This is a genomic window from Actinomadura harenae, from assembly GCF_003696215.1.
Taxonomy (GTDB): domain Bacteria; phylum Actinomycetota; class Actinomycetes; order Streptosporangiales; family Streptosporangiaceae; genus Spirillospora; species Spirillospora harenae.
Genome location: NZ_RFFG01000065.1, coordinates 20,222 through 45,931 on the forward strand (window position 1 = coordinate 20,222; position 25,710 = coordinate 45,931).

Here is a 25,710-nt window from a genome sequence, read left to right on the forward strand (position 1 = left end):
TCGCGACGCCCGCCATGTTCGTGCCTAGCGGGCGGCGTCCATGACGGCCGTGACCAGACCGGCGTTCTCCCGCGCCCCGCCACCGCCGCCGACCGCGAACCGCCGCCGGACGTAGCTGAAGGCGATCCCGGACGCCGGGTCGGCGAACGACTGGGTTCCGGTCGCCCCGGAATGCCCGAACGAGGCCGCCCCGAGCTCCGGGTACCGGTGGGACTGCACCTCGAACCCGAGCGCGAAGTGGTTCGTCTCGCCCGTGACCAGGTCGGTCCCCGGGTCCTGGGGCCTCGTGAACTCGACGATCGTGTCGGCGGTGAGCAGCCCCGGCGTCGTGCCGTCGCCGATCGCGGCCGCGTACATGGCCGCGACGCCGCGCGCGCTGCCGACCCCGCCCGCCGACCCCGGGCCGAGCGCCCGCGTGTACCGGCTGTTGGCGAACCGGACGAGGAACTCGCCGTGGTCGTCCACCTGCGGCGCGGCCGCGTTGAACGCGACGCCGGTCAGGGTGTCGGCGGGGACGCGCCCGATGGGCTTCGCCGGCGGAAGAACCGGGATGTACCGGGACTCTTCCGATTCGGGAAGTCCGAAGAAGAAGTCCAGTCCGCGCGGCCCGCGGATCCGCTCCTCGTAGTGCTCGCGGATCGTCCGTCCCGTGGCGCGCACGACGACCTCGCCGGTCAGGGCCGCGATCACGAACGCGTGGTAGCCGTACGCCGTCCCGGGCTCCCAGAACGGACGCTGCCCGGCCAGCCGCGCGGCGAGCCGCCGGTCGTCCGCCAGCTCCTCGTCCGTGAACCCGCCGTCCACGCCGATCAGACCGGACCGGTGGGCGAGCAGGCCGCGCAGGGTCAGGCGCTCCTTGCCGAAGCCGCTGAACTCGGGCCAGATCTCGGAGACCGGCTGGTCCAGCTTGAGCGTCCCGTCCTGGACGAGCATCGCCACGACCAGGTGCGCCGCGCCCTTCGCCGTCGAGTACAGCGCCGTGACCGCGTTCTCGCCGTCCGGCGCGGCCCAGAGGTCCACCACCTTCCGGCCATCCTGGAACACGGCCAGCTGGGCGTCCGGATCGCCGTCCGGCCCGTTCACCGCCGCCGCGAACGCCGCGCGGACCCCGTCGAACCCGTCCGCGGCGAGCCCGTGCACGTCCCTCATCGGAGCTCTCCCTGCTCGTCGCTCACCAGGCCGTCGATGGCCGCGAAGAACTCCGCGATGCCCGGACGGTTCGGACCCTTCTCCCGCGAGATCCGGAAGTCCTCGGCACTCCGCCACTCGACGATGTCCAGCCACTCGCCGCCGGGCAGCTCCACCAGCCGCGCGCCGAGGTACCCCGCGCGGTCCGCCTCGAAGTCCGCCAGCATCGCCGGACGGGCCGCGAGCAGCCGCTTCCTGTCGTGCGCCGTGAAACGGGTCAGTTCGATCACCGTTCTCGCCTCCTTCTGCGAGACGGGAAGGTATAGTCACCTCCAGGTATAGTCAATAGAGGTGACAATAATCGGAGGTGACCATGTGGCGCGGTGAGCGCAAGCGCGCGGACCCGGACCTGGGCATCCTCACGGCCCGCCTGCTCTTCGGGATCCAGCGCGAACTCTTCGGCGTCCTCGCGGACCAGGGCTACGGTGACCTGCGCCCCCAGCACGGCGCCATCCTCGCCCACCTGGACGAGGACGGCACCCGCGCCACCGACCTCGCGCAACGCTCCGGCCAGCACAAACAGGTCATCGGCAAGCTCGTCGACGAACTCGAGGCCCTCGGCTACGCCGAACGCCGCCCCGACCCGTCCGACCGCCGCGCCAAGCTCGTCGTCCCGACCGACCGCGGCCTCGCCCAGATGCGCGACTCGGACGCCATCCTCGCCGCCATCGAGGCCCGCCACGCCGAGACCTTCGGCCCCGACGCGTACGCCGACTTCAAGCGCATCCTCTGCCTCCTCGTCGAGGCGCGGTGACGGCCGTCTCCGTGGTCACTCGATGACGATCTCGAACGGGATGTTCCCGCGCGTCGCCTTCGAGTACGGGCAGGCCGCGTGCGTCGCCTCGACGAGCTTCTCGCCCACCTCGCCCTCGAGGTGCTCGGGCAGTTCCACGCGCATGACGACGCCGATCGCGAAGCCGCCGTCCGACGCGTCCTTGCCGATGCCCACCTCGGCCGTGACCGAGACGTCCTTGACGTCCAGCTTCATCGCCCGCGCCACGGCGCCCATCGCGCTCGCGAAACAGGCCGCGTAACCGGCCGCGAACAGCTGCTCGGGGTTGGTGCCCTTCCCGTCCCCGCCCAGCGCGGGCGGGAAGGCGAGCGCCAGGTCGAGCCGGCCGTCCGAACTGACGGCCCGCCCGTCCCGTCCGTTGGCGGTGGCGACGGCGGTGTACAGCGCGTCCATGAGGTGACTCCTTCTCGGAAGATCCGTTCGCATTCGAATGTACACAATTCAGTTGTGCACAATCTAGTTGTCCGAGAGATATTCTGGTCACATGACGACCGAGACGCGTGCCGACGACCTCCTCCGCCTGGACCGCCAGCTCTGCTTCTCCCTGCACGCCGCGTCCCGCGCGTTCACCGGCGTCTACCGCACCGTCCTGAAGGACCTCGGCCTCACCTACCCCCAGTACCTCGTCATGCTCACCCTCTGGGAACACGGCGAGCTCCCCGTCAAGGAGATCGGCGACCGCCTCCGCCTGGACTCCGGCACCCTGTCGCCCCTGCTCAAGCGCCTGGAGACCGCCGGCCTCGTCCACCGCCGCCGCAGCGAGGAGGACGAACGCTCCGTCGTCGTCACCCTCACCCCGGAAGGCGAGGCCCTCCGCGCCAGGGCCGCCGGCATCCCGCTCCACATGGCCAGGGCCGCGGGCCTGACCCTGGACGAGTTCCAGACCCTCCGAACCCTCCTCACCACGGTCACCACGAACCTCGACCACGCCGCCCTCTAGGGACGAGCCGTCCAGGCCCGCAGCTTCTCAGGGTTGTGGAGGAGCCAGATGCACCTGATCCCCGGCGCCCGCCCGACGACCTCGGCCACCTCGGCGAACGAGCCCCAGAACATGGCGCAACCGCGCTCACAGCGTCGGATCAAGGCTCTGGCACGCCGCGTGCCGCCACTCGACCGGAAGACGTTCGAGGGTTTCGACGATGGGCTCTTGCCGCCGAGGATTCTGACGGCGTCCTTGCAGCTGAGTCGGCGGGCCATATCGGCGAGACGCCCGGAGCGGGGATGCGTTGCGGGGGAGGGGGCGGAGGGGCGGTGAAGGAGGTCGCCCCTCCGGCCCCTCGTGGGGAGATGGTCGGGGGAGGTGGTGCCTCCGGTCGGCGCGGGGGTGGGGTGCACCGGGCCGCGGGGCCCGGGGGACCCGCGCCGACCGGAGGGGTCGGGGGGAGGGTGGTCGGTCAGCGGGCCAGGAAGGCCGTGACGACGGTGGCCAGGACGGCCGCCGCCGCGGTGATCAGCGACAGCAGGGCGACGGTGTGACGGAAGCGGGTGTCGAGTGAGCCACGGGTGACCTGTTCGCGTTCGGCCGCGTTGAGCCGGTCGTCCAGGTCCTGGAGCTGGCGGGACAGGTCGTCGGCACGACGGTCGTGCAGATCGTCGCGCTGGAGGAGCAGTGCGAGCCTGCCCTCCAGCCCGGTGATCCGGACGTCGGTGCCACGGCGCAGTTCCGCCAGGGCCAGTTCGACGGTGAGCGGTCCTTCCTCGGTCAACGGCTTCAGCCTCTCGTCGTTCTCGGGTGCCGCACCGGTGACCGGGGAGGTCCGTCCCGCGGACCCGTGGTTTTCACCATAGGAATGTTCCGGCAAGGTGACAAGGGTATGTCTGGTAATAACCGGAAACTCTGTGGTGGGAAATTTTCCGCTTCTGATTGCTGGATGTTCCTTACTGTTTCCGCCATGCTGGAGGGCATGGGAAACGGTCCCGACCGGGAGCGGGTCGCCAAGTACGTGGTGGCCCGGCGGGGAGCGCTCGGGCTCACGCAGGAGCAACTCGCCGAGAGCGCGGGCGTCACGGTCAAGACCGTCTACAACCTCGAGGCCGGCGGACGCTGGCCACAGGCGCGCACCCGCGGCGCGATCGAGGCGGCGCTGCGGTGGCGGTCCGGTGACCTCGTCCTGGTCGGGGACGGCGGCGAGCCCGACGAGGCCGAACGGCGCGAGGGGCGCGGCGACGAGGCCGTCCGCGAACTCGCCGAACTGGACGCCTACTTCGCCGACCTCCGTGCCGGCGCCGGCGACAAGCGCCGGATGGCGCTGGCCTTCCTCCGCGCCCTCTACGGCGAGCCCGACGGACGCTGACCCACCAGGCTCCATGGCCGAATCCGGCATTCAAGACTTTCTCGTACTGACCGGTTGTTGCGGGCTTGACTCGGAGGCACACTAAGGGAGCCGGACCGGGTCAGCACGGCCGGTGGGCGTCGCCGATCCCGGCACGCCCCGGGGTCCCGCTCCCGTCGGATGAGGAGTGGTCGAAGCGATGCTCGCCCTCGCGATCGCGACCGGCGCCGGGTTGCTCGGCGCCCTCTCACTGGTGCTCGCGCTGACGGCCGTCCGGCAGGGACGCGAGATCCGCGCCGGGCAGCGCCGCATCGCCCTCGAGGTCGAACTCCAGACCCGCGTCCTGGCGGCGGCCGCCCGCCTCGCCGCGACGTCCGGCGAAAGCCCAGGTGGACGGCCCGACGCTGCCCCCGCGACTCCGCCGTCCGACGGCGACGGACGCCCGGACGGATCCCCGGCGCGTTGACCGATCCTTGGCGTCACCTGATGTAACGACACGCGGACACAACGCTAGGACTTCCCTTCCGGCCGGGTTACAACGGAGCTGATCAAGTAGCCGTCCGCCCAGGTCACGGGGGAGCAAGAATGATCCAGAAGGGAACCGGGCGGATCGGCGCCCGCGGCCTCGCCGCGCTGTCGGCGGTCCCGCTGCTCGGCGTCGTCCCTGTGCTCGTCTACCAGGTGGCCGCGGAGGCCGACGGACCGGTGAACGTGGGCGCGCGCAGGCACCACGGCCACCACAAGGCGCGGCACCACCACCCGGAAGCGCACTCGAACGAGAACCGGGGCGGCAGGCCCGGCCCGGGGCCCGGACATTCCGGCGGGTCCGTGACGCGGGGCGGGACGCGATCGTCCGGTGGACCTGGACCTGGACCTGGCGGCGGTGCAGGGACGTCCGGTAAACCCGGAGGGTCGGCCAAGGTGGCGGGGACGTCCGGCAAGTCCGCAGGGTCGGCCAAGCCTGCGGGCGCGGGCGCGGGGGCGGGAAAGCCCGGGAAGTCGGATAAGTCCGATATGTCCGCCAAGTCCTCGGGATCTTCCAAGCCCGGGACGTCCGCCAATCATGCAGGGGGCGGCAAGCCCGGCACGTCCGGCAAGGGTGCGGGGTCCGCCAAGTCCGGCAAGGCTGGGGGTGCGGGCAAGTCGGGCAAGCAGGAGAGGGTCGCCAAACTGGTGATCCAGACGTCCGGCCCGACCGCGCAGCTCGTCCCCGGCCGCACGTACAACTGGCCGTTCGCGGTGACCAACAACGGCTCGACCCAGGCCGCGCCCGCGACCTTGAAGGCGCCACTGCCGAACTCGCTGGAGTACGTCCCCGGCTCCGAGACCTGCTCGTACGCCTCAGCCTCCGGCGGTGCGTCCGGTACGGGCGCGAACGGCGTGTCCGGATCGTCCGGGAGCGGGGTCGGCGGGGGCAGCGAGGTCTGTGCGCTCGGCCGGCTGAAGCCGGGGCAGACGATCGCGGGCGTCCTCAACGCGAAGGTCTCCGTGAAGGCCAAGCCGCATGAGCGCGTGGCGAGCACGGCGACCGTGTCGTGGGGGTCGGCGACGGCGTCCAAGCAGTTCCCCGTCACGAGCGTCGCCGAGACCGCGGACACGTCGGTCGCCATGAAGGGACCGGCGACGACGCGGCCCGGGCAGGCGATCCCGTACGTGACGACGGTGAGCAACGCCGGACCCGCGTCCGCGCAGAATGTCGTGGTCACCGGGCAACTTCCCGCCGGAGCCACCCTGAAGGGCTCGACCTGCACCGTCGCATCCACAAGCGGTACCGGATCTGCGGGCAACACCGGCTCTGTGGGCGCTACCGGATCCGCGGGCAATTCTCGACCCGTGAGCAGCTCGGGGGGCACGAGCGGTTCGGGGGGTCCGGGCGCTGCCCGTGAGTACGTGTGCAACCTCGGGACGCTCGCGTCCGGCGCGAAGAAGGAGATCCGGACCTCGGTCAAGCCGAGCGGTCTCAAGTCCGGGCAGTGGCTGCAGGCGCCGGTCCGCGTCACCACGACCACGCCGGAGCTGAACCTCGGCAACAACAGCGCGACCGTCAAGACCCAGGTCCTGCGTGAGGCGACGACCGGAGCGCGAGGTTCGGCGCACAAGGCTTCGGCGGCGGGACGCCCCGTCCACGTCGCCTCCTCGTCGGGACAGCAGACCCACGCGGCGCCGGCGTCCGGCCAGCAGGCGAAGGGGACGCCCGGGTCGATCCTTCCGCTCCTCGGCGCTCCGACGACAGGACGTTCCGGCCAAGGGGCGTCCAGTCAGGGGGCGTCCGGCCAGGGACGCCCGGCGCACGCGGCCCACGCGTCGGGTCAGCAGACTCACGGGGTTCCTGCGGGAGGACGACACGGCGAGACCGTCTCCGCGCCCGGCGGCCAGGCCCATGGCGTTCCCGCGACGGGCCAGCAGGCCCATGGCGTTCCCTCGACGGGCCAGCAGGCCCATGGCGTTCCCTCGACGGGCCAGCAGGCCCATGGCGTTCCCTCGACGGGTAGGCAGACCCATGGAGCAACCTCGTCGAGCCAGGCGGCCTCCGTGGTGCCGGTTCATGGTGCTCCCACAACCGGGCAGCAGTCTCAGGGCGCTCCGGGGACGGGACGCCAGGGCCAAGGCATGACCGCGCAAGGCACACAGGGCCGGCAAGGCACCGCCCACGCCCAGCAGGTCGTCAAGCTCCCGGCCCAAGCGAACGCGCACCCGCAGCAAGGGCAGCAGAGCGGAAAGCCCTCCGCACAGAGCCAACAGAGCCATCAGGGCCAGCAGGGTCATCAAGGCCAGCAGGGCCAGCAGGGCCACCAGCTCTCCGGGCAGGAACGTCCAGGAGGAGGCCGTCCTGAGCACGCCCAGCTGGTCCAGCACCTCCAGGGCGTCCAGCACCCCCAGGGTGCCCAAGGCGGCCACGGGCGGCTCACCCTGCGTCCGGCGGTCGGTCACCACGGCCACTGGCAGGTGCCTCGTTCGCTGCGCGGCCTGCACCTTCTGCCGCGCACCGGTGATGAGAGCGGTCTCATCGTGGACGCGTCGCTCGTCCTTCTCGGTGGCGGCCTGATCCTCATGTACGCCGGACGCCGCCGTCGCGTCGTCCGTTCGAGCGAGTAGCCGAGACGCGACACGCCCGAACCCGAACCGGCATCCACAGGACCCGAGGCCCGGACGGCCCCACCGTCCGGGCCTCGCGCTCCCCGGTGACATACGGATTCGGATAGGTGTGTGCGCGCAGGGTCACCCCCGCGCGTGCGCACGAGGTCGAGACGTATGAGGATGGTGGGTATGCGTCTTCGGATCTTCACTGAGCCCCAGCAGGGGGCGAGTTACGACACATTGCTGGCCGTGGCCAAGGCCGCGGAGGACCTCGGGTTCGACGCCTTCTTCCGTTCCGACCACTACGTGAAAATGGGGGACGTGTCGGGCCTGCCCGGGCCGACCGACGCGTGGATCACGCTCGGGGCGCTGGCCCGGGAGACGAGCCGGATCCGGCTCGGCACGCTGATGACCGCCGCGACGTTCCGGTACCCGGGGCCGCTGGCGATCTCGGTCGCCCAGGTGGACCAGATGAGCGGCGGACGTGTCGACCTCGGCATCGGCACCGGCTGGTTCGAGGAGGAGCACGCCGCGTACGGCATCCCGTTCCCGAGCCTCGGCGAGCGGTTCGAGCGGCTCGAGGAGCAGCTCCAGATCCTCACCGGCCTCTGGCGGACGCCGGACGGCGAGACCTTCGACTTCGAGGGACGGCACTACACCCTCAAGGACTCGCCCGCGCTGCCGAAGCCCGCGCGCCCGGAGGGCCCGCCGATCCTGATCGGCGGTTTCGGGGCCAAGCGGACGCCACGCATCGCCGCGGAGCACGCCGACGAGTACAACGTGCCGTTCGCCCAGGTGGACGACACCGCCGCCGCGTTCGGCCGGGTCCGCAAGGCCGTCGAGGAGCGTGGCCGGACGCGTCCGATGGTCTACTCGGCCGCCCAGGTCGTGTGCTGCGGCCGGGACGAGGCGGAGATCGGGCGCCGCGCCGCCGCGATCGGCCGCGAGGTGGACGAGCTGCGCGAGAACGGCCTGTGCGGGACGCCCGCCGAGATTCTCGAGAAGATCGGGAAGTTCGGCGATGTCGGTGCGGAGTGCCTCTACCTTCAGATTCTCGACCTGTCCGACATCAACCACCTTGAGCTGATCGCCTTCGAGGTCCTGAACAAGCTCTGACCGCCTGCCGGGCGGTCAGCACGACCAAACCCCCGGTGTTCCGCGCGCACGGCGGACGCCGCGCGTGCGGAACACCGGGGGAGTGCCCGAAGGGTCAGGCGGTCGCCGGCGCGGTCTCCTCGGCCGGTTCGGCCTCGTCCTCGGGACGGGCGCGCGGCGGGAGCAGGAAGGCGATCAGGAAGGTCAGCCCGAGTAGCCCGACCACGATCCACAGCGTGATCTTCATGGCCGCGCCGAAGCCGGTCTTCGCCGAGTGCAGCGCGGACGACCGGACGATCGCGGCGATCCGCCCGGCCGACCGCGGGTGCGCGGCGGCCTCCGCCCGGACGTCGGACTCCAGCCGGACGCACGTCTCCGGATTCTTCGCCTGGTCCTTCGCGGTGGAGCGGTCGTGCCCGCAGGCGCGCAGCCCGGCGGTGATCCGCTCCTGGCCGGACGGCGCGACCCCGACGGCGGCGAGGCTCGCCCGCAACGCCGGCGCGTCCTGGTCGGACGAGGTCGCGACGTGCCCGCCGAGCAGCCCGAAGAACACGGTGCCGAGGACGGCCGCGCCGAGCGCCGAGCCGAGCTGCTGCACCGCCGACAGCGTCCCGCCCGCCGAGCCGGTCTCGTGCGGTTCGACCGACGCGAGCACGATCTCGAAGAACGGCGCCATCAGCAGGCCCATGCCGAATCCGACGACGACCAGCGAGGGCGCGAGCTGCCAGGGGCCGACGCCGGTCCCGGCGACCTGGAGGGTGAGCACCAGCCCGGCCACCCCGGACGCCATGACCAGCGCCCCGAGCTGGAGCGCCATCCGGCCGCGCTTCTGCATCGCCATCGCGACCGGGAACCCGAGCACCGTCCCGGCCGACCACGGGATCTGCGACAGGCCCGCCTTCAGCGGCGAGAACCCCAGACCGAGCTGCAGGTAGAGCGAGTACGTCAGGGCGAACCCGGTCATTCCGGCGAAGAAGACGACCCCGACGACGAGTCCGCCGGAGAAGCCGCGCTTGGCGAACACCGACGGTGTGATCAGGGGGTCGGCGCCGCGGCGCTGCCGCCGCAGCTCGTGCCGGGCGAACAGCAGGAACACCACGCCGGACGCGGCCATCAGCACGAACATCCAGGCGGGCCAGTCCAGCTCACGGCCCTGGACGAGCGGGTAGACGATCAGGGCGGCGCCGAGCGCGGCGAGCAGCGCGCCGACCAGGTCGAGGCGGGATCCGTGGCCGTCCTCCCGTCCGGGCGGCAGGAAGACCGCGCCGAGGACGACGGCGCCGAGACCGAGGGGCAGGTTGATCAGGAAGATCATCCGCCAGCCGGTGCCGAAGAAGTCGGCGTCGATCAGCCACCCGGCGAGCACCGGCCCGGCGACCGAGGACAGGCCCATGACCGGCCCGAACGCGCCGAACGCCTTGGTCAGCTCCTTGGGCGGGAACATCCGGCGCATCATGCCGAGGCCCTGCGGGATCATCATGGCGCCCGCGAGTCCCTGGAGCAGCCGCGCGCCGATGAGCATGCCGGGGGAGACGGCGGTCCCGCACAGCAGCGAGCCGATCGTGAACCCGGCCGCGCCGATGAGGAACATCCGCTTGCGTCCGTAGAGGTCGCCGAGGCGTCCGCCGGTGAGCAGGCCGATCGCCATGGCCAGGGTGTACCCGGCGGCGAGCCATTGGATGGTGGCGGCCGAGCCGCCCAGGTCGGCGCGGATGGTGGGTGCGGCGATGGTGGTGACCAGCGAGTCCAGCATGTCCATGATCTCGCCGAGCAGGATCACCGCGAGCGCCGCCCAGCGCCAGCGGAACAACGCGGGCTCGGTCGCCGGGGGCGCCGCGCCGGTGGTGTCGATCATCAGGGCTCCCGAAGGAAGAGGAACAGTGTTCGTGGCTACAAACAACGTTCTCCAGGAGAACAGTGTTCGTGTCAAGTACGATGTTCGTACCGTGGAGTGGCGGACCCGGCCGGGATAACCTCTCTCTTGTAGAGACGATATATCTCGTTCGAGCCAAGTCAAGATGTATCTCGAAATTCGTCGCCGACCCCGCCCGGCCGTACCAGGCCGCCCCGCCGACCCCGGAAACGCCGAAGCGCCGCCGCCCGCGAACCCGCGGGACGGACGGCGCTCCGTCATGGCGACCGAACCGTCAAGAAGCCCCCGACCTGCCAGAACCCCAGGAACCGACAGCTCCTGAACCACCGACGGCCCTTGAAGCCCTTGCCCTCTCGAACCCTCGCGCGCTCGCCCCCTCGCCCTCTCGAACCCTCGCCTCTCGCGTCTCTTGCGGCCCCTCCCGCGCTAGAAGCCCTCGAAGGCGCGCACGAACGGAGCGAGGCGCGGCGAGCCGGGCGCGGTGTCGTACACGGCGAGGACGACCGTCTCGAAGCGGCGCGCGAACGGCCCGCCGTCCGGACGGAGCGCGGCCGCGAACGCCTCGGCGACCTCGGACGGGTCGTTGCGGAACACGCCGCAGCCCCACGCGCCGAGCACGATCCGCCGGTGGCCGTGGGCGGCGGCCGCCGCGAGCACCTTCAGTGCGCGCTGCCGCAGCACTCCGGGCAGGGCCGCGAGCTTGTCGTCGTCGCGCGTCGCGCCGCGGTTGGGCGCGGGCGAGGTGATGAACGCGACGCTGTACGGCTCGTCCAGCAGCGCCCCGGTGTCGGTCCGGAACACCGGCACGCCCGGGGAGTAGATCATGTGGTCCGTGTACAGCGGATCGCGTAGCTCACGGTGGACCTCGTAGTACTCCCGCGCCGCCCGCTGTGACGCGTACAGGCCGGACGCGCGCGCGAGCCCTTCCTCCTGCGCGTGCGCGCCGTTGAGGAACCCGCCGCCGGGGTTCTTCGCGGACGCGAAGTTCAACGCCAGCGGATCCTCCGTGCCGTCGCCTTCGCCCAGGCGGCGGGCCGCCTGCAGTGTCGTCTCGGTCGTCACCTCGACGCGCGTGCGCGGTGCGTCGTCGGCGACCGGCGGCAGGAGGGACAGCATCGCGGCCAGTTCCTCGGGGCGGTGCAGGACGGTCCCGTCCACGGACGCGCGCAACGCGCCGCTCAGGTCGACCTCGTGCCCGGACGGCGCGCGGTAGCCCCCGCGTTCGAGGATCTCGAGGGTCTGGCGGGCCTGTGCCCGCCTCGGTTCTCTGCTCATCGGATGGATGATTTCGGACATGCACCATGGCCTGCCAGCCATTATCGTCTTCCGGCGACCCGCCGATCAGGCCAAAAGGATCGAATCCGGTCGGGTATCTGGCATGCTTGCTCCGTCATGGAGCCCCCTCGCCCCCGCCGGGGACGGCGCGATCCGTACCCGCAGCAGAACCCGTACGGCCAGCAGCCCTACGAGCAGTCGCCGTATGGTCCGCGGCACGACGAGCAGCAGCACCAGCCGCAGCATCCGCAGGCCCCGCAGCATCCGCGGCAGTCGGGCCCACCCCAGCCTCAGCGGCCGGGGCCCCCACCGCAACAGCAGCATCCGCAACAGCAGCAGCCTCAGCATCCACAGCAGCAGCAGCCGCCGCACCAACAACAACCGCAGTACCACTCGGCTCCGCCCCCGCAGCAGCAGCACGCTCCCGCTCCTGCCCCGGCCGCCGCTCCCGTTCCCGCCCACGCGCACGAGGACCCGCCCGGCGAAGGCTTCTTCGGGGACGAGCCGTCCTCGGACGCCTTCGCACCGGGCGGACTGTTCGACCCGACCGGACGCGTCGGCAGCCCCGTCCTGGACGAGCGCCTCTCCACCGACCTGGACCGTGACTTCGCCGGCGCCGACCGCGGCCGCACGATCACCTACGTGCTCGGCATCGGCGCGCTCGTCCTCATCGCGGGGACCGGCATCACCGCGATGGTCGGCGCGACCATGGTGTCCGGCGGCAAACCGCCCAAACCCCAGCTCGAACCGCAGGTCGTCCCGACGATGGGCGCGCACCCGGCCGACGTCCCGCCCGATCCGCCCACCGTTCCGATGGCGCACCGGCCGTTCATCCCCGAGCACGGAACCGGCAAGTTCACGCGCGCTGCGGGCGAGACCCTGACCACCGGGCACGGCAAGGTGCGCCGCTACGCGGTCGAGATCGAGGGGGGAACGCGGCAGAGCACCACGGCGTTCACGCACCTCGTCGACCGGATCCTCACCGACCCGCGCGGCTGGACGGCCGGCGGCAAGTACGGGTTCCGGCGCGTCGGCACGGGGCAGCAGGCCGACTTCGTCGTCCGGCTCGCGTCCCCGGAGACCACCGACAAGCTGTGCGCGCCGACCGGGATCATGACGGCCGGACGCGGCAACTGCGCCTCCGACAAGGAGGTCGTGATGAACCTCAGGCGCTGGCTGCTGACCACGACCTACTACCAGGGGCAGACCGGCTCGTACCGCGCGCAGATGCTGAACTTCGAGGTCGGGCGCATGCTGCGCTACAAGCGCGCGTCCTGCCCGGCGGCGGGCAGGCCCGCGCCGGTGATGATGCAGCAGCTCGGCGGGCTCGGCGGATGCCGTCCGAACGCCTGGCCCTTCGACCGCCGGGGCAAGTTCGTGACGGGCCCGGAGAGCCCCTGACCCAGCCGCCCTGACCCGGGCCGCCGACCAGTCGGGGCACCCGCAAATCCGGTGGTCGGCCCCGGACGTCTCGGGCATCCTGGGCCGGTGCTACTCACGATCACGACCACCCGCGCGCCCGCGACCGACCTGGGTTTCCTCCTGCACAAGCATCCCGGCAAGGTGCAGGGTTTCGAGCAGGCGTCCGGCGTCGCGCACGTCTTCTATCCCGAGGCGGACGAGGCGCGCTGCACCGCCGCGCTGCTGCTGGAGGTCGACCCGGTCAAGCTGGTGCGCACGCGCGGTAAGAACAGTCCCGATTTCGCTCTCGGCCAGTATGTGAACGACCGTCCGTACGCGGCGTCGTCCCTGCTGGCGTCCGCCATGGCGAGCGTGTTCCGTACCGCGATGCGCGGACGCTGCGACGCCCGCCCCGAGCTCCCGGACGTCCCGCTGCCGCTGGAGATCTCGCTGCCCGCGCTCCCCTGCCGTGGCGGACCCGAACGCGCGGAACGGTACTTCGCGCCGCTCGGCTGGCACGTCGAGGCCGTTCCCGTGCCACTCGACCCCGGATTCCCAGGCTGGGGCGACTCGCGTTACGTGAGCCTGACCCTGACCGGTGAACTCCGGCTCGCCGACGCCCTCAACCAGCTGTACGTCCTGCTTCCCGTACTGGACGAGTCGAAGCACTACTGGATCGCCCCGGACGAGGTCGACAAGCTCATCCGCGCGGGGGAGGGATGGCTCGCGGCGCACCCGGACCGTTCCGGCATCACCCGCCGCTACCTCGCCAACCGCCGTCCGCTCGTGCGCGCGGCCCTGGGCCGCCTCGCCGACTCCGACGACGCCCCCGAGGACGCCCTCGACCAGCCGTCCCTCGAAGAGGAACCGACGACGGAGGCCGCGCAGGCCGCGCAGGCCACGCAGGCCACGCAGGCCGAGGAGACCCCGAAGGGACCGGGGCAGGAGCCGAAGGCGTCGCTGGCGGAACAGCGCGCGGAGGCCGTCCTCGCCGCGCTGCGCGAACAGGACGCGCGCACGGTGCTCGACCTCGGATGCGGCACCGGCAAGCTGCTCGCGCGACTCAAGCGCGACCGGACGTTCGAGCAGGTCACCGGCGTGGACGTGTCGTACCGGGCGATCGAGATGGTGCGCCGCCGCGGCCTGCCGGACGACCCGTCCGACCCGCGCCGTCCCGCGCGCGTGCGGGTGTTCCAGTCCGCGCTGACCTATGCCGACCGCCGGTTCGAGGGGTACGACGCGGCCGTCCTGATGGAGGTCGTCGAGCACATCGACCCGCCGCGGCTGGCCGCCCTCGAGGGCGTCGTGTTCGGCGCGGCGCGTCCGGCGTCGGTCGTGGTCACGACCCCGAACGCCGAGTACAACGTCCGCTACGAGGGCCTCGCGGACGGCGCGATGCGGCACCCCGACCACCGCTTCGAGTGGACCCGCGCCGAGTTCGCGGCGTGGGCCGCCCGGGTGGCGGCCGGAAACGGCTACGGCGTCCGGTACGTCCCGGTCGGTGACGACGACCCCGAGGTGGGCGCACCGACCCAGATGGCTGTCTTCACCCGCGAAACCGACAAGGCGCAGGAAGTCCGAAAGGAGAGTGCCTGATGACCGAGATCCGCCTGCCCGAGATGGGGCTGGTCGTGCTCGTCGGCGTGTCCGGATCGGGCAAGTCGCACTTCGCCCGCCGCCACTTCGCGCCCACGCAGGTCGTCTCGTCCGACCGGTGCCGCGCGATGGTGTCGGACGACGAGAACGACCAGTCGGCCACCGGCGACGCGTTCGCGCTGCTGCACCACATCGTCCGGACGCGGCTGCGGCGCGGCCTGCTGACCGTCGTGGACGCCACGAACGTGCAGGTGGGGCCGCGTCAGCAGCTCCTCCAGATCGCCAAGGAATGCGACGTGCTGTCGGTGGCGATCGTCCTGGACGTCCCGGAGGGCGTCGCCGCCGCGCGCAACGCGGAGCGCCCCGAACGCGACCTGCCGGACCACGTGATCCCGCGGCAGCGGCGCGAACTGCGGCGCGGCCTGCGCTCGCTCCAGTCGCGCGAGTTCAAGCGCTCGTACGTCCTGAACGGCGTCGAGGAGATCGACGCGGCCACGGTCGTCCGTGAGAAGGCGTGGAACGACAAGCGCGAGCTGACCGGCCCGTTCGACCTCGTCGGCGACGTCCACGGCTGCCGCGCGGAGCTGGAGGACCTGCTCGCCGGCCTCGGCTACGCCGTCGACCGCGACGACCACGGGCGCCCCGTCGGCGCCCGCCACCCCGAGGGCCGCACGGCCGTCTTCGTCGGCGACCTCGTCGACCGCGGCCCGGACACGCCGGGAGTGCTGCGCCTGGTCATGGGCATGGTCGAGGCCGGGACGGCCCTGTGCGTGTCGGGGAACCACGAGCAGAAGCTCGTGCGCGCGCTCAACGGCCGCAAGGTCAAGGTCGCGCACGGCCTGGCCGAGTCCCTGGAGCAGCTCGCGCGCGAACCGGACGAGTTCCGCGAACGCGCGCGCACGTTCATGGACGGCCTGATCAGCCACTACGTCCTGGACGGCGGGAAGCTCGTCGTCGCGCACGCTGGTCTCAAGGAGGAGTACCACGGGCGTGCGTCCGGACGCGTCCGCTCGTTCGCGCTCTACGGCGACACCACCGGGGAGACCGACGAGTACGGGCTGCCCGTCCGCTACCCGTGGGCGCGCGACTACCGGGGCAAGGCGATGGTCGTCTACGGCCACACGCCCGTCCCGAGCGCCGAGTGGCTCAACAACACCATCTGCCTGGACACCGGCGCCGTGTTCGGCGGCAAGCTGACCGCGCTGCGCTACCCGGAGAAGGAGCTCGTCCAGACGCCCGCGCACGAGGTCTGGTACGAGCCCGCGCGTCCACTGAAGGACGAGTCCCGCGACCACGATCTGCTGAAGATCGAGGACGTGATGGACGCGCACGGCGTCGAGACCACGCTGATGGGCCGCGTGTCCGTCCGTGAGGAGAACGCCCTGGCCGCGCTGGAGGTGATGAGCCGGTTCGCGGTCGACCCGCGCTGGCTCGTGTACCTGCCGCCGACGATGGCCCCCGCGGACGCGTCGTCCCTGCCCGGCCACCTCGAGCACCCCGCGGAGGCGTTCGCCGCGTACCGCGACCTCGGGCTGACCAAGGCGATCTGCGAGGAGAAGCACATGGGCTCCCGCGCGATCGCCGTGGTCGCGCGCGACGAGGAGACCGCCGAGAAGCGGTTCCGCATGGACGACGGCACGACCGGCGCGATCTACACCCGCACCGGACGGTCGTTCTTCAAGGACGCGGCGCGCACCGACGCCGTTCTCGCGCGCCTGCGCGACGCGATCGGCAACGCCGGCCTCTGGGACGAACTGAACACCGGCTGGCTCGTCCTTGACTGTGAGCTGCTGCCCTGGTCGGCGAAGGCGATGGAGCTGATCCGCACGCAGTACGCCTCGACCGCCGCCGCCGCGCGGGCCGCGCTCCCGGCCGCGTCCGCGGTCCTCGCCCAGGCGCACGCGCGCGGACTGGACATCGCGGACCTGCGCGAACGCACCGAGCACCGCGCCGTCAACGCCGCCCGCTTCCGCGACGCGTTCGCGCGCTACTGCTGGGACGTGGACGGTATCGGCGACCTGCGGATCGCGCCGTTCCAGGTCCTGGCCGCCGAAGGGGAGACGCTCGCGACGACCCGCGACCACGCGTGGCACATGGCCATGGCCGACCGTCTCGCCGCGGCCGACGGGTCCGGTCTCGTCCGGGCCACCGCGACGCGGGTCGTGGACCTCGCCGACCCCGCGTCCGAGGCGGACGCGACGTCCTGGTGGGAGGGGCTCACGGCGGACGGCGGCGAGGGCATGGTCGTGAAGCCGCTCGGCCCGCTCCCGGCGGACCGCAAGGTGCAGCCGGGCCTGAAGGTCCGCGGGCGCGAGTACCTGCGCATCATCTACGGCCCCGACTACACCGGCCACCTGGACCGGCTCCGCGCCCGATTCCTGGGACGCAAGCGTTCGCTCGCGATGCGCGAGCACGCGCTCGGCCTCGCGGCCCTCGACCGGCTGACCGCCGGGGAGCCGCTGTGGCGCGTCCACCAGGCCGTGTTCGCCGTCCTGGCCCTCGAGTCCGAGCCGGTGGACCCCAGGCTCTGAGAAGCGCGCTCAGCCGCGCCCGTCCCCGGCCGGGGACGGGCGCGGCGGCCGGGTGAACGGGAACGGCCCGCGCCTTCCGGTGCGGGCCGTTTCGTGTCGGCGCGGGTGAGGTGCCGTGCGGGTCGAGCGGGCGATCAGCTCGTGAAGAGCGCGTGGAACAGACCGCCGTGGTGGCCATGGTGCCCGTGGTGGTAGTCGTGGTGGCCCCCCCAGTGCGGCGGCGGCGCGGCGTGGTAGCCGGCCTCCATGCGGGTGAGGGCCTCCAGCTCGCCGTAGTCCAGAAAGACGCCGCGGCAGTTGGCGCACTGCTCGATCTGGATGCCATTGCGGTTGTACGTGTGCATGAAGCCGTGACACTTGGGGCAGTGCATCGCCTATGTCGTCCTTCCGGTCCAGCCGTCTAACACAATCAACAGGTAAATCTAGGGCAGAGCGGACAGCTCTGCGATTCTGACGCACGCGCCCACCAGCCCGGTTTCCTCCGGAGCCAGATCGCGCCCCTGCTCGGCCACCAGGCGCAGGGACGTCGCGGCGATCTGCACCACGAGCGCGCGGGACGGCATGTCCAGCACCGTCCACTCCGAGCCCTCATCAGGGGGAACGGCCACGCCGCCCGCGTCCCGGTACGCGTGCAGGAAGCGCCCCCAGGCGTCCGGGGCCAGGATCCCCGTGGCGTACAAGGCGGCCAGACGTGCGAGATCCCACACCGGGTCACCGCGTCCGACGTCCTCGACATCGATGAACCGCCAAGCGCCGTCACCTTCCCCTGCGCGTACGAGCTGGCCCAGGTGAAAGTCGCCGTGCAGCAGACGCTCGTCCGTCACATCAGGAACGGGCGCATCCCCGCGCACCCACGCGGGCAGGCTCGCGAACGCCCGACGCACCGCGTCCGCGGCCTCGCCGTCCTCGAGCCGGGAGACGGCACGGGCCACACGCGCGGGACGTCCGAACGAGGGCGTATCCGCAGGCACCGGGACGGCATGCAGGGCCGCCAAAAGACGCCCCGCGTCCTCCCATGGCGGATCGTGCGGATCGACCGGCGTTCCGTAACGCTCGAGCGTGACCGTCCGCCCCTCCACGGAGAGCGGCGGCCCCAGGGGCGTGTTGAACAGCTCGGGCAGGGACGCGGCGATCTCGACGCGGCGGGCGAACTCGGGCCCGAGGGCCCGTCCGGGACGGTGCGCCTTGGCGACCACGTCCCCGGCCCGGACCACGAGCACACCATTCCGGTCATAGATGACTTGCGCGGACACCAGGCAAGTATCACCTGTTGAAGACCTCCATCTCCCACAGTGAGTACCCGTACGCGGTCGCCCGCTTCGTCCCGAGCATCCGGACGTACCGCGCCTGCACGGGCGTGAAGGTCACGTAGTCCGCGCCGCCGTTCCCGTTCGTGCGCGCGTGGACGGTCGTCCAGGTGCGCCCGTCCTTGGACACCTGGATCTGGAACGCCGTGGCGTACGCCGTCTCCCACCGCAGGATCACGGACCCGACCTGCCGCACCGATCCCAGGTCCACGCGGAGCCACTGCGGGTCGGACCGCTTGCTCGACCACCGCGTCCTGCGGTCGCCGTCCACCGCGCTCCGCGCCGGGTACCAGGACTTCTCGACACTGGACGCCGTCGCCGGACGCCTCAACGCCAGGTTGGCCTTCAGCCGGTACGTCGCGGTCAGCTTCATGTCCTTCCCGACCGTGACGTTGTGCGCGGACCCGCCCTTGTCGGACCAGCCCGCGAACTCGTACGCGTGCCCTCCGACGATCTGCGTCTTCGTCGGCGCCGCGACCGACACCACGGAACCCTTGATGACCGTCCCGGTGAGCGGCGCGTTCCCGGTCCGCTGCCCCTGCGTCAGCGGAATGCCCGCGGGGCTGCTCGCCAGGGTCAGCTTCGCCGTCTTCGGATGCAGCTCCACGCTCCGCGTATCGGACAGCCCCGACGCGTCGGTCGCCGTCAGCCGCAACTCGATCCACGACGGATACTCGTGGTCGGGCGCGACGAACGACCCGGACGTCCCGCCCTGCGCGGTGATCTCGTGCACATGGCAGGTGCTCGGGCAGTGATGCATGATGATCTGCCAGGTCAGGGCCTTCCCGCCGAGCGTCCCGTCCTCCGCGTCGGTGGCCGTCCCGGCGAACCGGATCCGGTCGCCGACCTGCCAGGTCAGCCCGGACGCGGGCGTGGTGATCTTCGCGACCGGCGGCGTCGACCCGGCCGTGATCCGCAGCGTCGCCGTGTCGGACGCCCCGCGCGCGTCGGTCACCCTCAACCCGACGTTGTACGTGCCCGCCTTCGTGTAGACGAACGACGGTTTCGCATCGTGCGAGTCGCCGAACGTCCCGTCCCCGTCGAGATCCCAGTCGTAGGTGAGCGGCAGGTCACCGTCCACGTCGGACGAGGCCGACGCGTCGAACCGCACCGTCAGCGGCAGCTTCCCGCTCACCACGTCCGACTTGATCGCGGCGACCGGCGGGTTGTCGCCGCCCTCGTACACCCACCGGACGACGCGTCCGCCGAGCAGGTCCACACCGAAGAGGTCACCGTCCGGCCCCGCCTCGAGATCGACGATCGTGCCAGGGGACGCGTCGAACGTCTCAATGCTCTTGGGGTCCGGAAGCCCGTTCGCGCCCGCCCGCATGGCCCACACGCACTTGCGCGCGTAGTCGGCGAAGAACAACGCCCCCTTGTACCGCTGCGGGTACACGCTCCCTGTGTAGAACGCCGTCCCGCTGATGGCGGAACTGCCCGTCCCACATGCCTCGTTGGGCACGACCTTCTCGGAGTGCTTGTACATGTAGTACGGCGCGACCACGGCGGACGCACCACCCGCATAGAGCTTCTGGCATGCGGTGAGCCCGATGGCCTCGTAACCGGCGTTGTGGCCCGTCCCCTCATAGCAGGGCCAGCCGAAGTTCGCGGCCTTCGTGGCCGTGGCAGTGAACCGGTCGATCTCCTCCCACGTGCTCAGCCCGACGTCACCCGCCCACACCTCGTTCGTCCCCGGGCGGATCGTGAACCGGAACGGGTTACGGAACCCGTGCGCGACGATCCGCCGTGCGTTCTCGTCCCCGGCCGCCGCCGGATTCCCGGGCGCAGGCTTCCCCGTGTCCGGATCGATGCGGATGATGGACCCGTCCAAGGTCGTCGGGTCGTTCGGTGTGTTCAGGTCCTGCGCGCGCAGGGAACCGCCTTCCGCCGTGGGCGCCGTCAGGTTCTCGCCCGGTTTCCCAGGCGGGTCACCACACGGGTTCTTGGTCTGCCCATAGTCGGCGTACGTGTAGGACGCGCCATCCCCCGCGCCCGCGTAGAGCATGCCGTCCGACCCGAACTGGAGCGTCCCGACCGAGTGGCTCGGGAACTGCTGGCACCAGTCCTCAAGCAGCACCGTCTCGGTCACCGGTCCTGTGGCCGCGCGCGGAGCGAGCGCCCCCGCCGACTGGACCGGAGGTGTCAGCACCGAGATCCGGCCGGAGACCACACATCCGTCCTTGTTCGCCCCCGGAGGGTCCGGACACTGGTCGTCGCTACCGTTCGCGGACGGCCACCTCGGATTTCCCCCGCCCAACTCGCCGTTGTACGTGTACAGCACGTACACGCGCGGATCCGTGGGGAAGTCCGGGTGCAGCGCCAGCCCGAGCAGCCCGCGGTCCCACCCGTTGAACACCTGTTGCCGCAGGTCCGCGTACACGACCGGGTTCGGGTCGGTGAGCGACTGGAACATCTTCACGATGCCGCTCTTCTCCGCCACGAACACCCGCCCGTCCGGCGCGAACCGCACAGCCGTCGGGTTCGTCAGTCCCGACAGGACGGTCTGCTGCCGGAACCCGCTCGGCAGCGCCGCCCGCGCCGTCCCCGCCCCCGGCAACGACGCCCCGGTCAGCAGCGCCGCCCCCAGCACCACCGCCACCAGCAACGCCACCGGACGCCGTGTCGGCACCCCCGCCCGCCGCCCGGCCGACGCAGCCGAACGCCGCACCCACCCGGACCCAGCCCGTCCGCCCACGGCCGCATCCCTCCCGTTCCCCGGCGCGGAACCGCATGATCCGCAGCTGTTGCAGGGAACGATGGACGAATTCGGCATTCATGGGGAGAGCGGGACCGAACGTGGCCAGAGGGGCAAAACCGTCAACGGCCCCCTCGCCCCCGCGCGACGCTCCCGGCCACCCGCCCGCGGATCAGCCGCCGGCGTCCATCCCGGGGACGGCGGCACCGAGCCCGACCGCCAGGGTCCTGAGCAGCGGAAGGAAGACCGTCTCCTCGTCCGCGGGCGTGAAGTGCCCGCCCAGTTCGAGCATCACGTACCCGTGCAGGGCGCTCCAGAGCTGCGCGGACACGTCGGCGGGATCGGCGTCGCCCACCCCCGGCAGCCGCCCGGCCGACATCGCCCGTCCGGTCGCCTCCACCAGGACTCCGAACGTGCCCGCGCCCTCCGTGAACCGCCCGCTCCGGATCTCCTCGTCGTCCTCGCAGAGCGCGCCGAGGACGGCGCCCCCGAACATCACCGAGTAGAGATGCGGGTTGGCCAGCGCGTTCGCCCGGTACGCGACGGCCAGCCGCGCCAGGTCGGCGAGCGGGTCGTCGCTCGGCGGGACCTCCGCCAGCATCGCCGCCAGCCGCTCGAACCCCTCGTCCACGACCGCCCGCACCAGGTCCGGCATCCCGCCGAAGTGCGTGTACACGACCATCGTGGACGCCTCGACCTCGGCCGCCAGCCGGCGGGCCGTCAGCGCCTTCGGCCCCTCCTCGGCCAGCAGCCGCGCCGCCGCCTCCAGCAGCCGCGCCCGCACCACGGGCGCCGCGCCCGCCCCGGTCCCCGGCGCCGTCCCCGGCGCCGCCCGCGCGGCCTTCGCCGATGCCGATTTCGCCGATGCCGTTGACGTCTCGCTCATAACAGCGTTATATCCCAAATAACAGCGTTATTTGGCAGTGGAGGGAAGGCCCGATGACGAACGGAATCCTGGACGGCCAGTACGCGCCCGTGCGCGAGGAGCTGACCGTCACCGAGCTGAAGACCACCGGTGAGATCCCCGCCCACCTCGACGGCCGCTACGCGCGCATCGGCCCCAACCCGTTCACCGACCCCGACCCGTCCACCTACCACCTGTTCACCGGCGACGGCATGGTCCACGGCGTCCGCCTCCGCGACGGACGCGCCGAGTGGTACCGCAACCGCTGGGTCCGGCACGCCGACCTGGCCCGCCGCATGGGAGAGCAGCCCCGCCCCGGACGCGCGCACGCGGGCATGGACTACGCCGTCAACACCAACGTCCTCTCCCACGCCGGACGAACCTTCGCGCTGGTCGAGGCCGGCTGCCGCCCCTACGAGCTCACCGACGAGTTCGAGACCGTCGGCCCGTGCGACTTCGACGGAACCCTCCCCGGCGGCTACACCGCCCACCCGCACCGCGACCCCGCCACCGGCGAACTGCACGCCGTCTCGTACTTCTTCGGCTGGGGCGACAAGGTCCGCTACACCGTCCTCGGCGCGTCCGGACGCGTCCGCAAGGTCGTGGACATCCCCGTCGGCGGCAGCCCGATGATGCACGACTTCTCCCTGACCGAGAACCACGTCGTCCTGTACGACCTGCCGGTCACCTTCGACCTCCGCCTGGCCACCGCCGGGATGCCGGGCGCCCTCGCCGGCCCCATGACGTCCCTGATGTCCCGCGTCGTCGGCCGCCGCACCCTGCCCGAACCGGTCGTCGCGGCCGCCATCCGCTCACGCCGCGGAGGCGTCCCCGGCCTTCCGTACTCCTGGAACCCCGACTACCCCGCGCGCGTCGGCCTGCTCCCGCGCGAAGGCAACGCCACCGACGTCCGCTGGTTCGACATCGACCCGTGCTACGTCTTCCACCCGCTCAACGCCTACGAGGACGGCGACACGATCGTCCTGGACGTCGTCCGCCACCCGCGCATGTTCGCCACGACCACCGTCCCCGGCGAAGGCGCCCCCAGCCTCGACCGCTGGACCCTCGACAAGACCACGGGCCGCGTCGGCACCGACCGCCTGGACGACCGTCCCCAGGAGTTCCCCCGCCACGACGAACGCCTCGTAGGACGCCCCTACCGCTACGGCTATGGCGTGGGCCTCGACATGGCCGGATCCGACTTCGGCGAAGGAGACCGCATCGACCTCGCCGTCTTCGAACCGGACGCCGTCCTCAAGCACGACCTCCTGAACCGCAAGACCGAGGTCCACCACCTCGGCCAGGGCCGGATCGCGAGCGAGTTCTCCTTCGTCCCGTCCTCGGACGCCTCCGACGAGGACGACGGCGTCCTCATGGGCTACGTCCTCGACACCGCCACCGACCGCAGCGACCTCGTCTTCCTGGACGCCGCGACCCTGGAGCAGACCGGCGCCGTCCACCTCCCGTCCCGCGTCCCCAGCGGCTTCCACGGCAACTGGATGCCCACCCCCTGACGGAAGGCCGCCGTCCTCACGAGACCACCGCCCACGCCACGACCACCGCCCGAACGAGCAGCCCCCGGCCCGCCCGCCGCAGCACGCCGCGCCGGGGGAGGCGCATGACAGCCACCGGCCCCATGAGGTCGGACGGTCCGTCAGACACCCCGCGCCGGGCCGCCCGCCATAGCAAGATCATTTGCGGTTCACCCGCAGGTCGACGGGCGCGGACCATGATCATTTCGACGCCGGCGCGGGCCGGTGTCAGGAATGGAGTGATCGTGAAGCGCATCGCCGTCCTCTCTCTGGCCGCCGCGGCCGCCACCACGGGCCTCGGCGCCCTCGCCGCCGCCCCGGCCTCGGCCGCCTCCGCGTCCGCCATCTGCGGATCCGGATACTCCGTGGTCGATTCCCAATCCCTGAACGGCTCGACCGTCTACCTGTCGTACAGCTCGAGCTCGGGCAAGAACTGCGTCGTCACCATCAAGACCCGGGACGTCGGATCCTCCACGCGCACCGGCGCCTACCTGAACGTCCAGGGCAGCGCCCCGATCTACGAGAGCGACAACTACACGACCTACGCCGGCCCGGTCTACGCCAACGCCGCCGGCAAGTGCGTCATCTGGGGAGGCGGCACGAACTACCAGTACTGGTACAGCGACTGGTCGCACTGCGGCTGATCCCGCTGACCCCGGACCATCCAGGGGAAAACCCAAGGCCCCGAGGCGGAACCACCCCCTCGGGGCCTTCGGGCATGCCCGCACCTTCACGATTTGGGTCTTCTCGTGCGCCCGCACTTGTACTACAACAGGTAGTACTACCCAACGTCGGAGGTGCAACGGTGCACGCTCTTGTCATCGGGGCCGGGCTCGCCGGTCTCGCGACCGCGCGCGGACTCCTCGCCGCGGGCCACGAGGTCACCGTCCTGGAGCAGGCCCCCGCCCTCCGCACGCGCGGCGGCGCCGTCACCGTGTGGCCGTTCGGCAACGCCGTCCTGTCCGTCCTGGGCGTCCACCCCGAAACCGCCGGACAGCCCATCGCCGAGGTCGACCTCCGCACACCCACAGGCAGGACGGTCCTGCACTGCGACCTCGCCGGAATCACCCACGAGGCCGGCGCACCCGCCGTCGTCATCCCGCGCCGAGCCCTCCTGCGCCAGCTCGCGTCTGGCATCCCGATCGAATACAACGCGAGCTTCGCCGGCCTCTCCCACACACCCCAGGGGGTCACGGCCACCACCACGGACGGCACCCGCCACACCGCCGACCTCCTCATCGGCGCCGACGGCGTCCACTCTCGCGTGCGCGCGCACCTGGTCGACGCCACCCCCGCGCGCCCGACCGGCATGGCGACCTGGCAGGGCCTCGTCCCCGCCCCCTTCACCCTCGGGACGCGCTCGACGATGATGCTCGACCGCACCCGCGAGTGCGGCTACATGAGCGCGGGCGACGGCCAGCTCGCCTTCTTCTTCGACGTCCCCTGGACGCCCGGCGAAACCGTCCCGGCCCACCCGCTCGCCGAACTCCGCCGGCACTACGAAGGCTTCGCCGCCCCCATCCCGGACCTCTTCGACGCCCTGACGGACGCCGACCTGGAACTCTTCCCCCACACTCGCCACCACGTCGCGCGCGCATGGGGGAGAGGCCCCTGCACTCTCGTCGGGGACGCCGCACACGGCATGCCGCCCGTCATGGCCCACGGCCTGAACCAGGGCCTGGAGGACGTCGCCGTCCTGATGACCGAGCTGGCGACAGTGACCGGACGGACCGACCCGAGCCGAGCCCTGCGCACCTACGAGCGAACCCGACGCCGCCGAGCCGTCCTTGCCGGAACCCTGGCCTCCAACGCCATCCACCTCACCGGACCGACCGCCCTCGGCCACAGCCTCCCCATGCTCAACCTGACGTCCCTGGCCCCGGCGAACACCGGAAGTACCGTCCTCGGAGCCCTGCTCCGCAGCCTCAGCCACCGCCGTCACGACGAGCTGAGCGCCCTGGCCGTCGCCCGTCCTCCGGCGGCCCTTCATGTCGTCCGCGCGTCCGCGACTTGACGCCCACGGAACGAGTGGGTAACGTACTTCCTCGCGCCTTGAGGGATGCAGGACGCCGCTGAGCGGTGGCCGGCCCGGTGTGCGCGACCATCACTGATCATGCGGATCCGATTCGTCGTGCCCGCATGTCCTGATGGCGTCAGAAAGGCTCGATT

Annotated in this window: 22 protein-coding genes; 12 read left to right on the forward strand and 10 right to left on the reverse strand. The window is 71.7% G+C overall.

Annotated elements, in window-relative coordinates; genetic code table 11:
* Positions 1 to 24 precede the first annotated feature (24 nt).
* Both EBO15_RS29290 and EBO15_RS29295 read right to left on the reverse strand, forming a co-directional pair.
* Positions 25 to 1,149 (reverse strand): serine hydrolase domain-containing protein, encoded by a 1,125-nt coding sequence (locus tag EBO15_RS29290; RefSeq protein ID WP_122197693.1) that lies wholly within the window; start codon positions 1,147 to 1,149, stop codon positions 25 to 27.
* Positions 1,146 to 1,418, reverse strand: a complete 273-nt coding sequence (locus EBO15_RS29295) for a hypothetical protein (protein ID WP_122197694.1) — start codon at positions 1,416 to 1,418, stop codon at positions 1,146 to 1,148. Before EBO15_RS29295 ends, EBO15_RS29290 begins: the two co-directional genes overlap by 4 nt.
* 83 nt (positions 1,419 to 1,501) lie before the next feature.
* Here EBO15_RS29295 and EBO15_RS29300 point away from each other — a divergent pair, with 83 nt between their 5' ends.
* On the forward strand, positions 1,502 to 1,942 hold the full coding sequence (locus EBO15_RS29300; protein ID WP_122197695.1) for a MarR family winged helix-turn-helix transcriptional regulator: 441 nt from the start codon (positions 1,502 to 1,504) through the stop codon (positions 1,940 to 1,942).
* A gap of 15 nt (positions 1,943 to 1,957) precedes the next feature.
* On the opposite strand, the gene EBO15_RS29305 is transcribed toward EBO15_RS29300, so the two are convergent.
* On the reverse strand, positions 1,958 to 2,374 hold the full coding sequence (locus EBO15_RS29305) for an organic hydroperoxide resistance protein (RefSeq protein WP_122197696.1): 417 nt from the start codon (positions 2,372 to 2,374) through the stop codon (positions 1,958 to 1,960).
* A 91-nt stretch (positions 2,375 to 2,465) separates the two neighbouring features.
* Here EBO15_RS29305 and EBO15_RS29310 point away from each other — a divergent pair, with 91 nt between their 5' ends.
* Entirely contained in the window at positions 2,466 to 2,921 is a 456-nt protein-coding gene (locus EBO15_RS29310; RefSeq protein WP_122197697.1) for a MarR family winged helix-turn-helix transcriptional regulator, read from the forward strand.
* Between the two features lie 454 nt (positions 2,922 to 3,375).
* On the opposite strand, the gene EBO15_RS29320 is transcribed toward EBO15_RS29310, so the two are convergent.
* A complete protein-coding gene (locus EBO15_RS29320; RefSeq protein WP_122197699.1) occupies positions 3,376 to 3,687 on the reverse strand; it encodes a hypothetical protein in 312 nt (103 codons plus the stop codon).
* 186 nt (positions 3,688 to 3,873) lie between these two features.
* Between EBO15_RS29320 and EBO15_RS29325 the strand changes: the two genes are divergently transcribed.
* The 4 genes from EBO15_RS29325 (at position 3,874) to EBO15_RS29345 (ending at position 8,448) form a co-directional block, all read left to right on the forward strand.
* Positions 3,874 to 4,275 carry a helix-turn-helix domain-containing protein gene (locus EBO15_RS29325; protein ID WP_158628381.1) on the forward strand — a complete coding sequence of 134 codons (402 nt, stop codon included), beginning with the start codon at positions 3,874 to 3,876 and terminating at the stop codon, positions 4,273 to 4,275.
* 166 nt (positions 4,276 to 4,441) lie between these two features.
* Positions 4,442 to 4,720 carry a LapA family protein gene (locus EBO15_RS29330; RefSeq protein WP_122197701.1) on the forward strand — a complete coding sequence of 93 codons (279 nt, stop codon included), beginning with the start codon at positions 4,442 to 4,444 and terminating at the stop codon, positions 4,718 to 4,720.
* A gap of 119 nt (positions 4,721 to 4,839) precedes the next feature.
* The gene (locus EBO15_RS29340) at positions 4,840 to 7,350 is read left to right on the forward strand and encodes a DUF11 domain-containing protein (protein WP_147481700.1); all 2,511 of its coding nucleotides are present in this window, start codon (positions 4,840 to 4,842) and stop codon (positions 7,348 to 7,350) included.
* 171 nt (positions 7,351 to 7,521) lie between these two features.
* Positions 7,522 to 8,448 carry an LLM class F420-dependent oxidoreductase gene (locus EBO15_RS29345; RefSeq protein WP_122197704.1) on the forward strand — a complete coding sequence of 309 codons (927 nt, stop codon included), beginning with the start codon at positions 7,522 to 7,524 and terminating at the stop codon, positions 8,446 to 8,448.
* 94 nt (positions 8,449 to 8,542) lie between these two features.
* On the opposite strand, the gene EBO15_RS29350 is transcribed toward EBO15_RS29345, so the two are convergent.
* Positions 8,543 to 10,282, reverse strand: a complete 1,740-nt coding sequence (locus EBO15_RS29350; protein WP_122197705.1) for an MFS transporter — start codon at positions 10,280 to 10,282, stop codon at positions 8,543 to 8,545.
* 444 nt (positions 10,283 to 10,726) lie between these two features.
* The gene (locus EBO15_RS29355; RefSeq protein WP_122197719.1) at positions 10,727 to 11,575 is read right to left on the reverse strand and encodes a TIGR02452 family protein; all 849 of its coding nucleotides are present in this window, start codon (positions 11,573 to 11,575) and stop codon (positions 10,727 to 10,729) included.
* Between the two features lie 117 nt (positions 11,576 to 11,692).
* Between EBO15_RS29355 and EBO15_RS43770 the strand changes: the two genes are divergently transcribed.
* The 3 genes from EBO15_RS43770 (at position 11,693) to EBO15_RS29375 (ending at position 17,103) form a co-directional block, all read left to right on the forward strand.
* A complete protein-coding gene (locus EBO15_RS43770) occupies positions 11,693 to 12,976 on the forward strand; it encodes a DUF3152 domain-containing protein (protein WP_147481701.1) in 1,284 nt (427 codons plus the stop codon).
* An 87-nt stretch (positions 12,977 to 13,063) separates the two neighbouring features.
* Entirely contained in the window at positions 13,064 to 14,572 is a 1,509-nt protein-coding gene (locus tag EBO15_RS29370) for a 3' terminal RNA ribose 2'-O-methyltransferase Hen1 (RefSeq protein WP_122197708.1), read from the forward strand.
* Positions 14,572 to 17,103 carry a polynucleotide kinase-phosphatase gene (locus EBO15_RS29375; protein WP_122197709.1) on the forward strand — a complete coding sequence of 844 codons (2,532 nt, stop codon included), beginning with the start codon at positions 14,572 to 14,574 and terminating at the stop codon, positions 17,101 to 17,103. Before EBO15_RS29370 ends, EBO15_RS29375 begins: the two co-directional genes overlap by 1 nt.
* A gap of 134 nt (positions 17,104 to 17,237) precedes the next feature.
* Here the strand turns inward: EBO15_RS29375 and EBO15_RS29380 are convergent, their stop codons facing one another.
* From EBO15_RS29380 to EBO15_RS29395, 4 genes are all read right to left on the reverse strand, one after another.
* Positions 17,238 to 17,474, reverse strand: coding sequence for a TFIIB-type zinc ribbon-containing protein (locus EBO15_RS29380; RefSeq protein ID WP_122197710.1), 237 nt, complete (start codon positions 17,472 to 17,474; stop codon positions 17,238 to 17,240).
* Between the two features lie 51 nt (positions 17,475 to 17,525).
* Positions 17,526 to 18,356 (reverse strand): phosphotransferase family protein, encoded by an 831-nt coding sequence (locus EBO15_RS29385; protein ID WP_158628382.1) that lies wholly within the window; start codon positions 18,354 to 18,356, stop codon positions 17,526 to 17,528.
* A gap of 10 nt (positions 18,357 to 18,366) precedes the next feature.
* Positions 18,367 to 21,021 carry a PQQ-dependent sugar dehydrogenase gene (locus tag EBO15_RS29390; RefSeq protein ID WP_158628383.1) on the reverse strand — a complete coding sequence of 885 codons (2,655 nt, stop codon included), beginning with the start codon at positions 21,019 to 21,021 and terminating at the stop codon, positions 18,367 to 18,369.
* Positions 21,022 to 21,277: 256 nt separating this feature from the next.
* On the reverse strand, positions 21,278 to 21,991 hold the full coding sequence (locus EBO15_RS29395; protein WP_122197713.1) for a TetR-like C-terminal domain-containing protein: 714 nt from the start codon (positions 21,989 to 21,991) through the stop codon (positions 21,278 to 21,280).
* 53 nt (positions 21,992 to 22,044) lie between these two features.
* On the opposite strand from EBO15_RS29395, the gene EBO15_RS29400 reads away from it, so the two are divergent.
* The 3 genes from EBO15_RS29400 (at position 22,045) to EBO15_RS29410 (ending at position 25,555) form a co-directional block, all read left to right on the forward strand.
* On the forward strand, positions 22,045 to 23,523 hold the full coding sequence (locus tag EBO15_RS29400; protein WP_122197714.1) for a carotenoid oxygenase family protein: 1,479 nt from the start codon (positions 22,045 to 22,047) through the stop codon (positions 23,521 to 23,523).
* A 263-nt stretch (positions 23,524 to 23,786) separates the two neighbouring features.
* Complete coding sequence (locus EBO15_RS29405; RefSeq protein WP_199744881.1) at positions 23,787 to 24,185, forward strand: spore-associated protein A; 399 nt, start codon at positions 23,787 to 23,789, stop codon at positions 24,183 to 24,185.
* Positions 24,186 to 24,346: 161 nt separating this feature from the next.
* Positions 24,347 to 25,555: an FAD-dependent oxidoreductase gene (locus EBO15_RS29410; protein ID WP_158628384.1), complete on the forward strand. Its 1,209-nt coding sequence runs from the start codon at positions 24,347 to 24,349 to the stop codon at positions 25,553 to 25,555.
* Positions 25,556 to 25,710 lie beyond the last annotated feature (155 nt).

What these genes read in the sequence shown, in the direction of transcription:
- EBO15_RS29290 (WP_122197693.1), bottom strand. Translation starts at nt 1,149, where the DNA reads ATGAGGGACGTGCACGGGCTCGCCGCGGACGGGTTCGACGGGGTCCGC.
- EBO15_RS29300 (WP_122197695.1), top strand. Translation starts at nt 1,502, where the DNA reads ATGTGGCGCGGTGAGCGCAAGCGCGCGGACCCGGACCTGGGCATCCTC.
- EBO15_RS29305 (WP_122197696.1), bottom strand. Translation starts at nt 2,374, where the DNA reads ATGGACGCGCTGTACACCGCCGTCGCCACCGCCAACGGACGGGACGGG.
- EBO15_RS29310 (WP_122197697.1), top strand. Translation starts at nt 2,466, where the DNA reads ATGACGACCGAGACGCGTGCCGACGACCTCCTCCGCCTGGACCGCCAG.
- EBO15_RS29325 (WP_158628381.1), top strand. Translation starts at nt 3,874, where the DNA reads ATGCTGGAGGGCATGGGAAACGGTCCCGACCGGGAGCGGGTCGCCAAG.
- EBO15_RS29340 (WP_147481700.1), top strand. Translation starts at nt 4,840, where the DNA reads ATGATCCAGAAGGGAACCGGGCGGATCGGCGCCCGCGGCCTCGCCGCG.
- EBO15_RS29345 (WP_122197704.1), top strand. Translation starts at nt 7,522, where the DNA reads ATGCGTCTTCGGATCTTCACTGAGCCCCAGCAGGGGGCGAGTTACGAC.
- EBO15_RS29350 (WP_122197705.1), bottom strand. Translation starts at nt 10,282, where the DNA reads ATGATCGACACCACCGGCGCGGCGCCCCCGGCGACCGAGCCCGCGTTG.
- EBO15_RS29355 (WP_122197719.1), bottom strand. Translation starts at nt 11,575, where the DNA reads ATGAGCAGAGAACCGAGGCGGGCACAGGCCCGCCAGACCCTCGAGATC.
- EBO15_RS43770 (WP_147481701.1), top strand. Translation starts at nt 11,693, where the DNA reads ATGGAGCCCCCTCGCCCCCGCCGGGGACGGCGCGATCCGTACCCGCAG.
- EBO15_RS29375 (WP_122197709.1), top strand. Translation starts at nt 14,572, where the DNA reads ATGACCGAGATCCGCCTGCCCGAGATGGGGCTGGTCGTGCTCGTCGGC.
- EBO15_RS29380 (WP_122197710.1), bottom strand. Translation starts at nt 17,474, where the DNA reads ATGCACTGCCCCAAGTGTCACGGCTTCATGCACACGTACAACCGCAAT.
- EBO15_RS29395 (WP_122197713.1), bottom strand. Translation starts at nt 21,991, where the DNA reads ATGAGCGAGACGTCAACGGCATCGGCGAAATCGGCATCGGCGAAGGCC.
- EBO15_RS29400 (WP_122197714.1), top strand. Translation starts at nt 22,045, where the DNA reads ATGACGAACGGAATCCTGGACGGCCAGTACGCGCCCGTGCGCGAGGAG.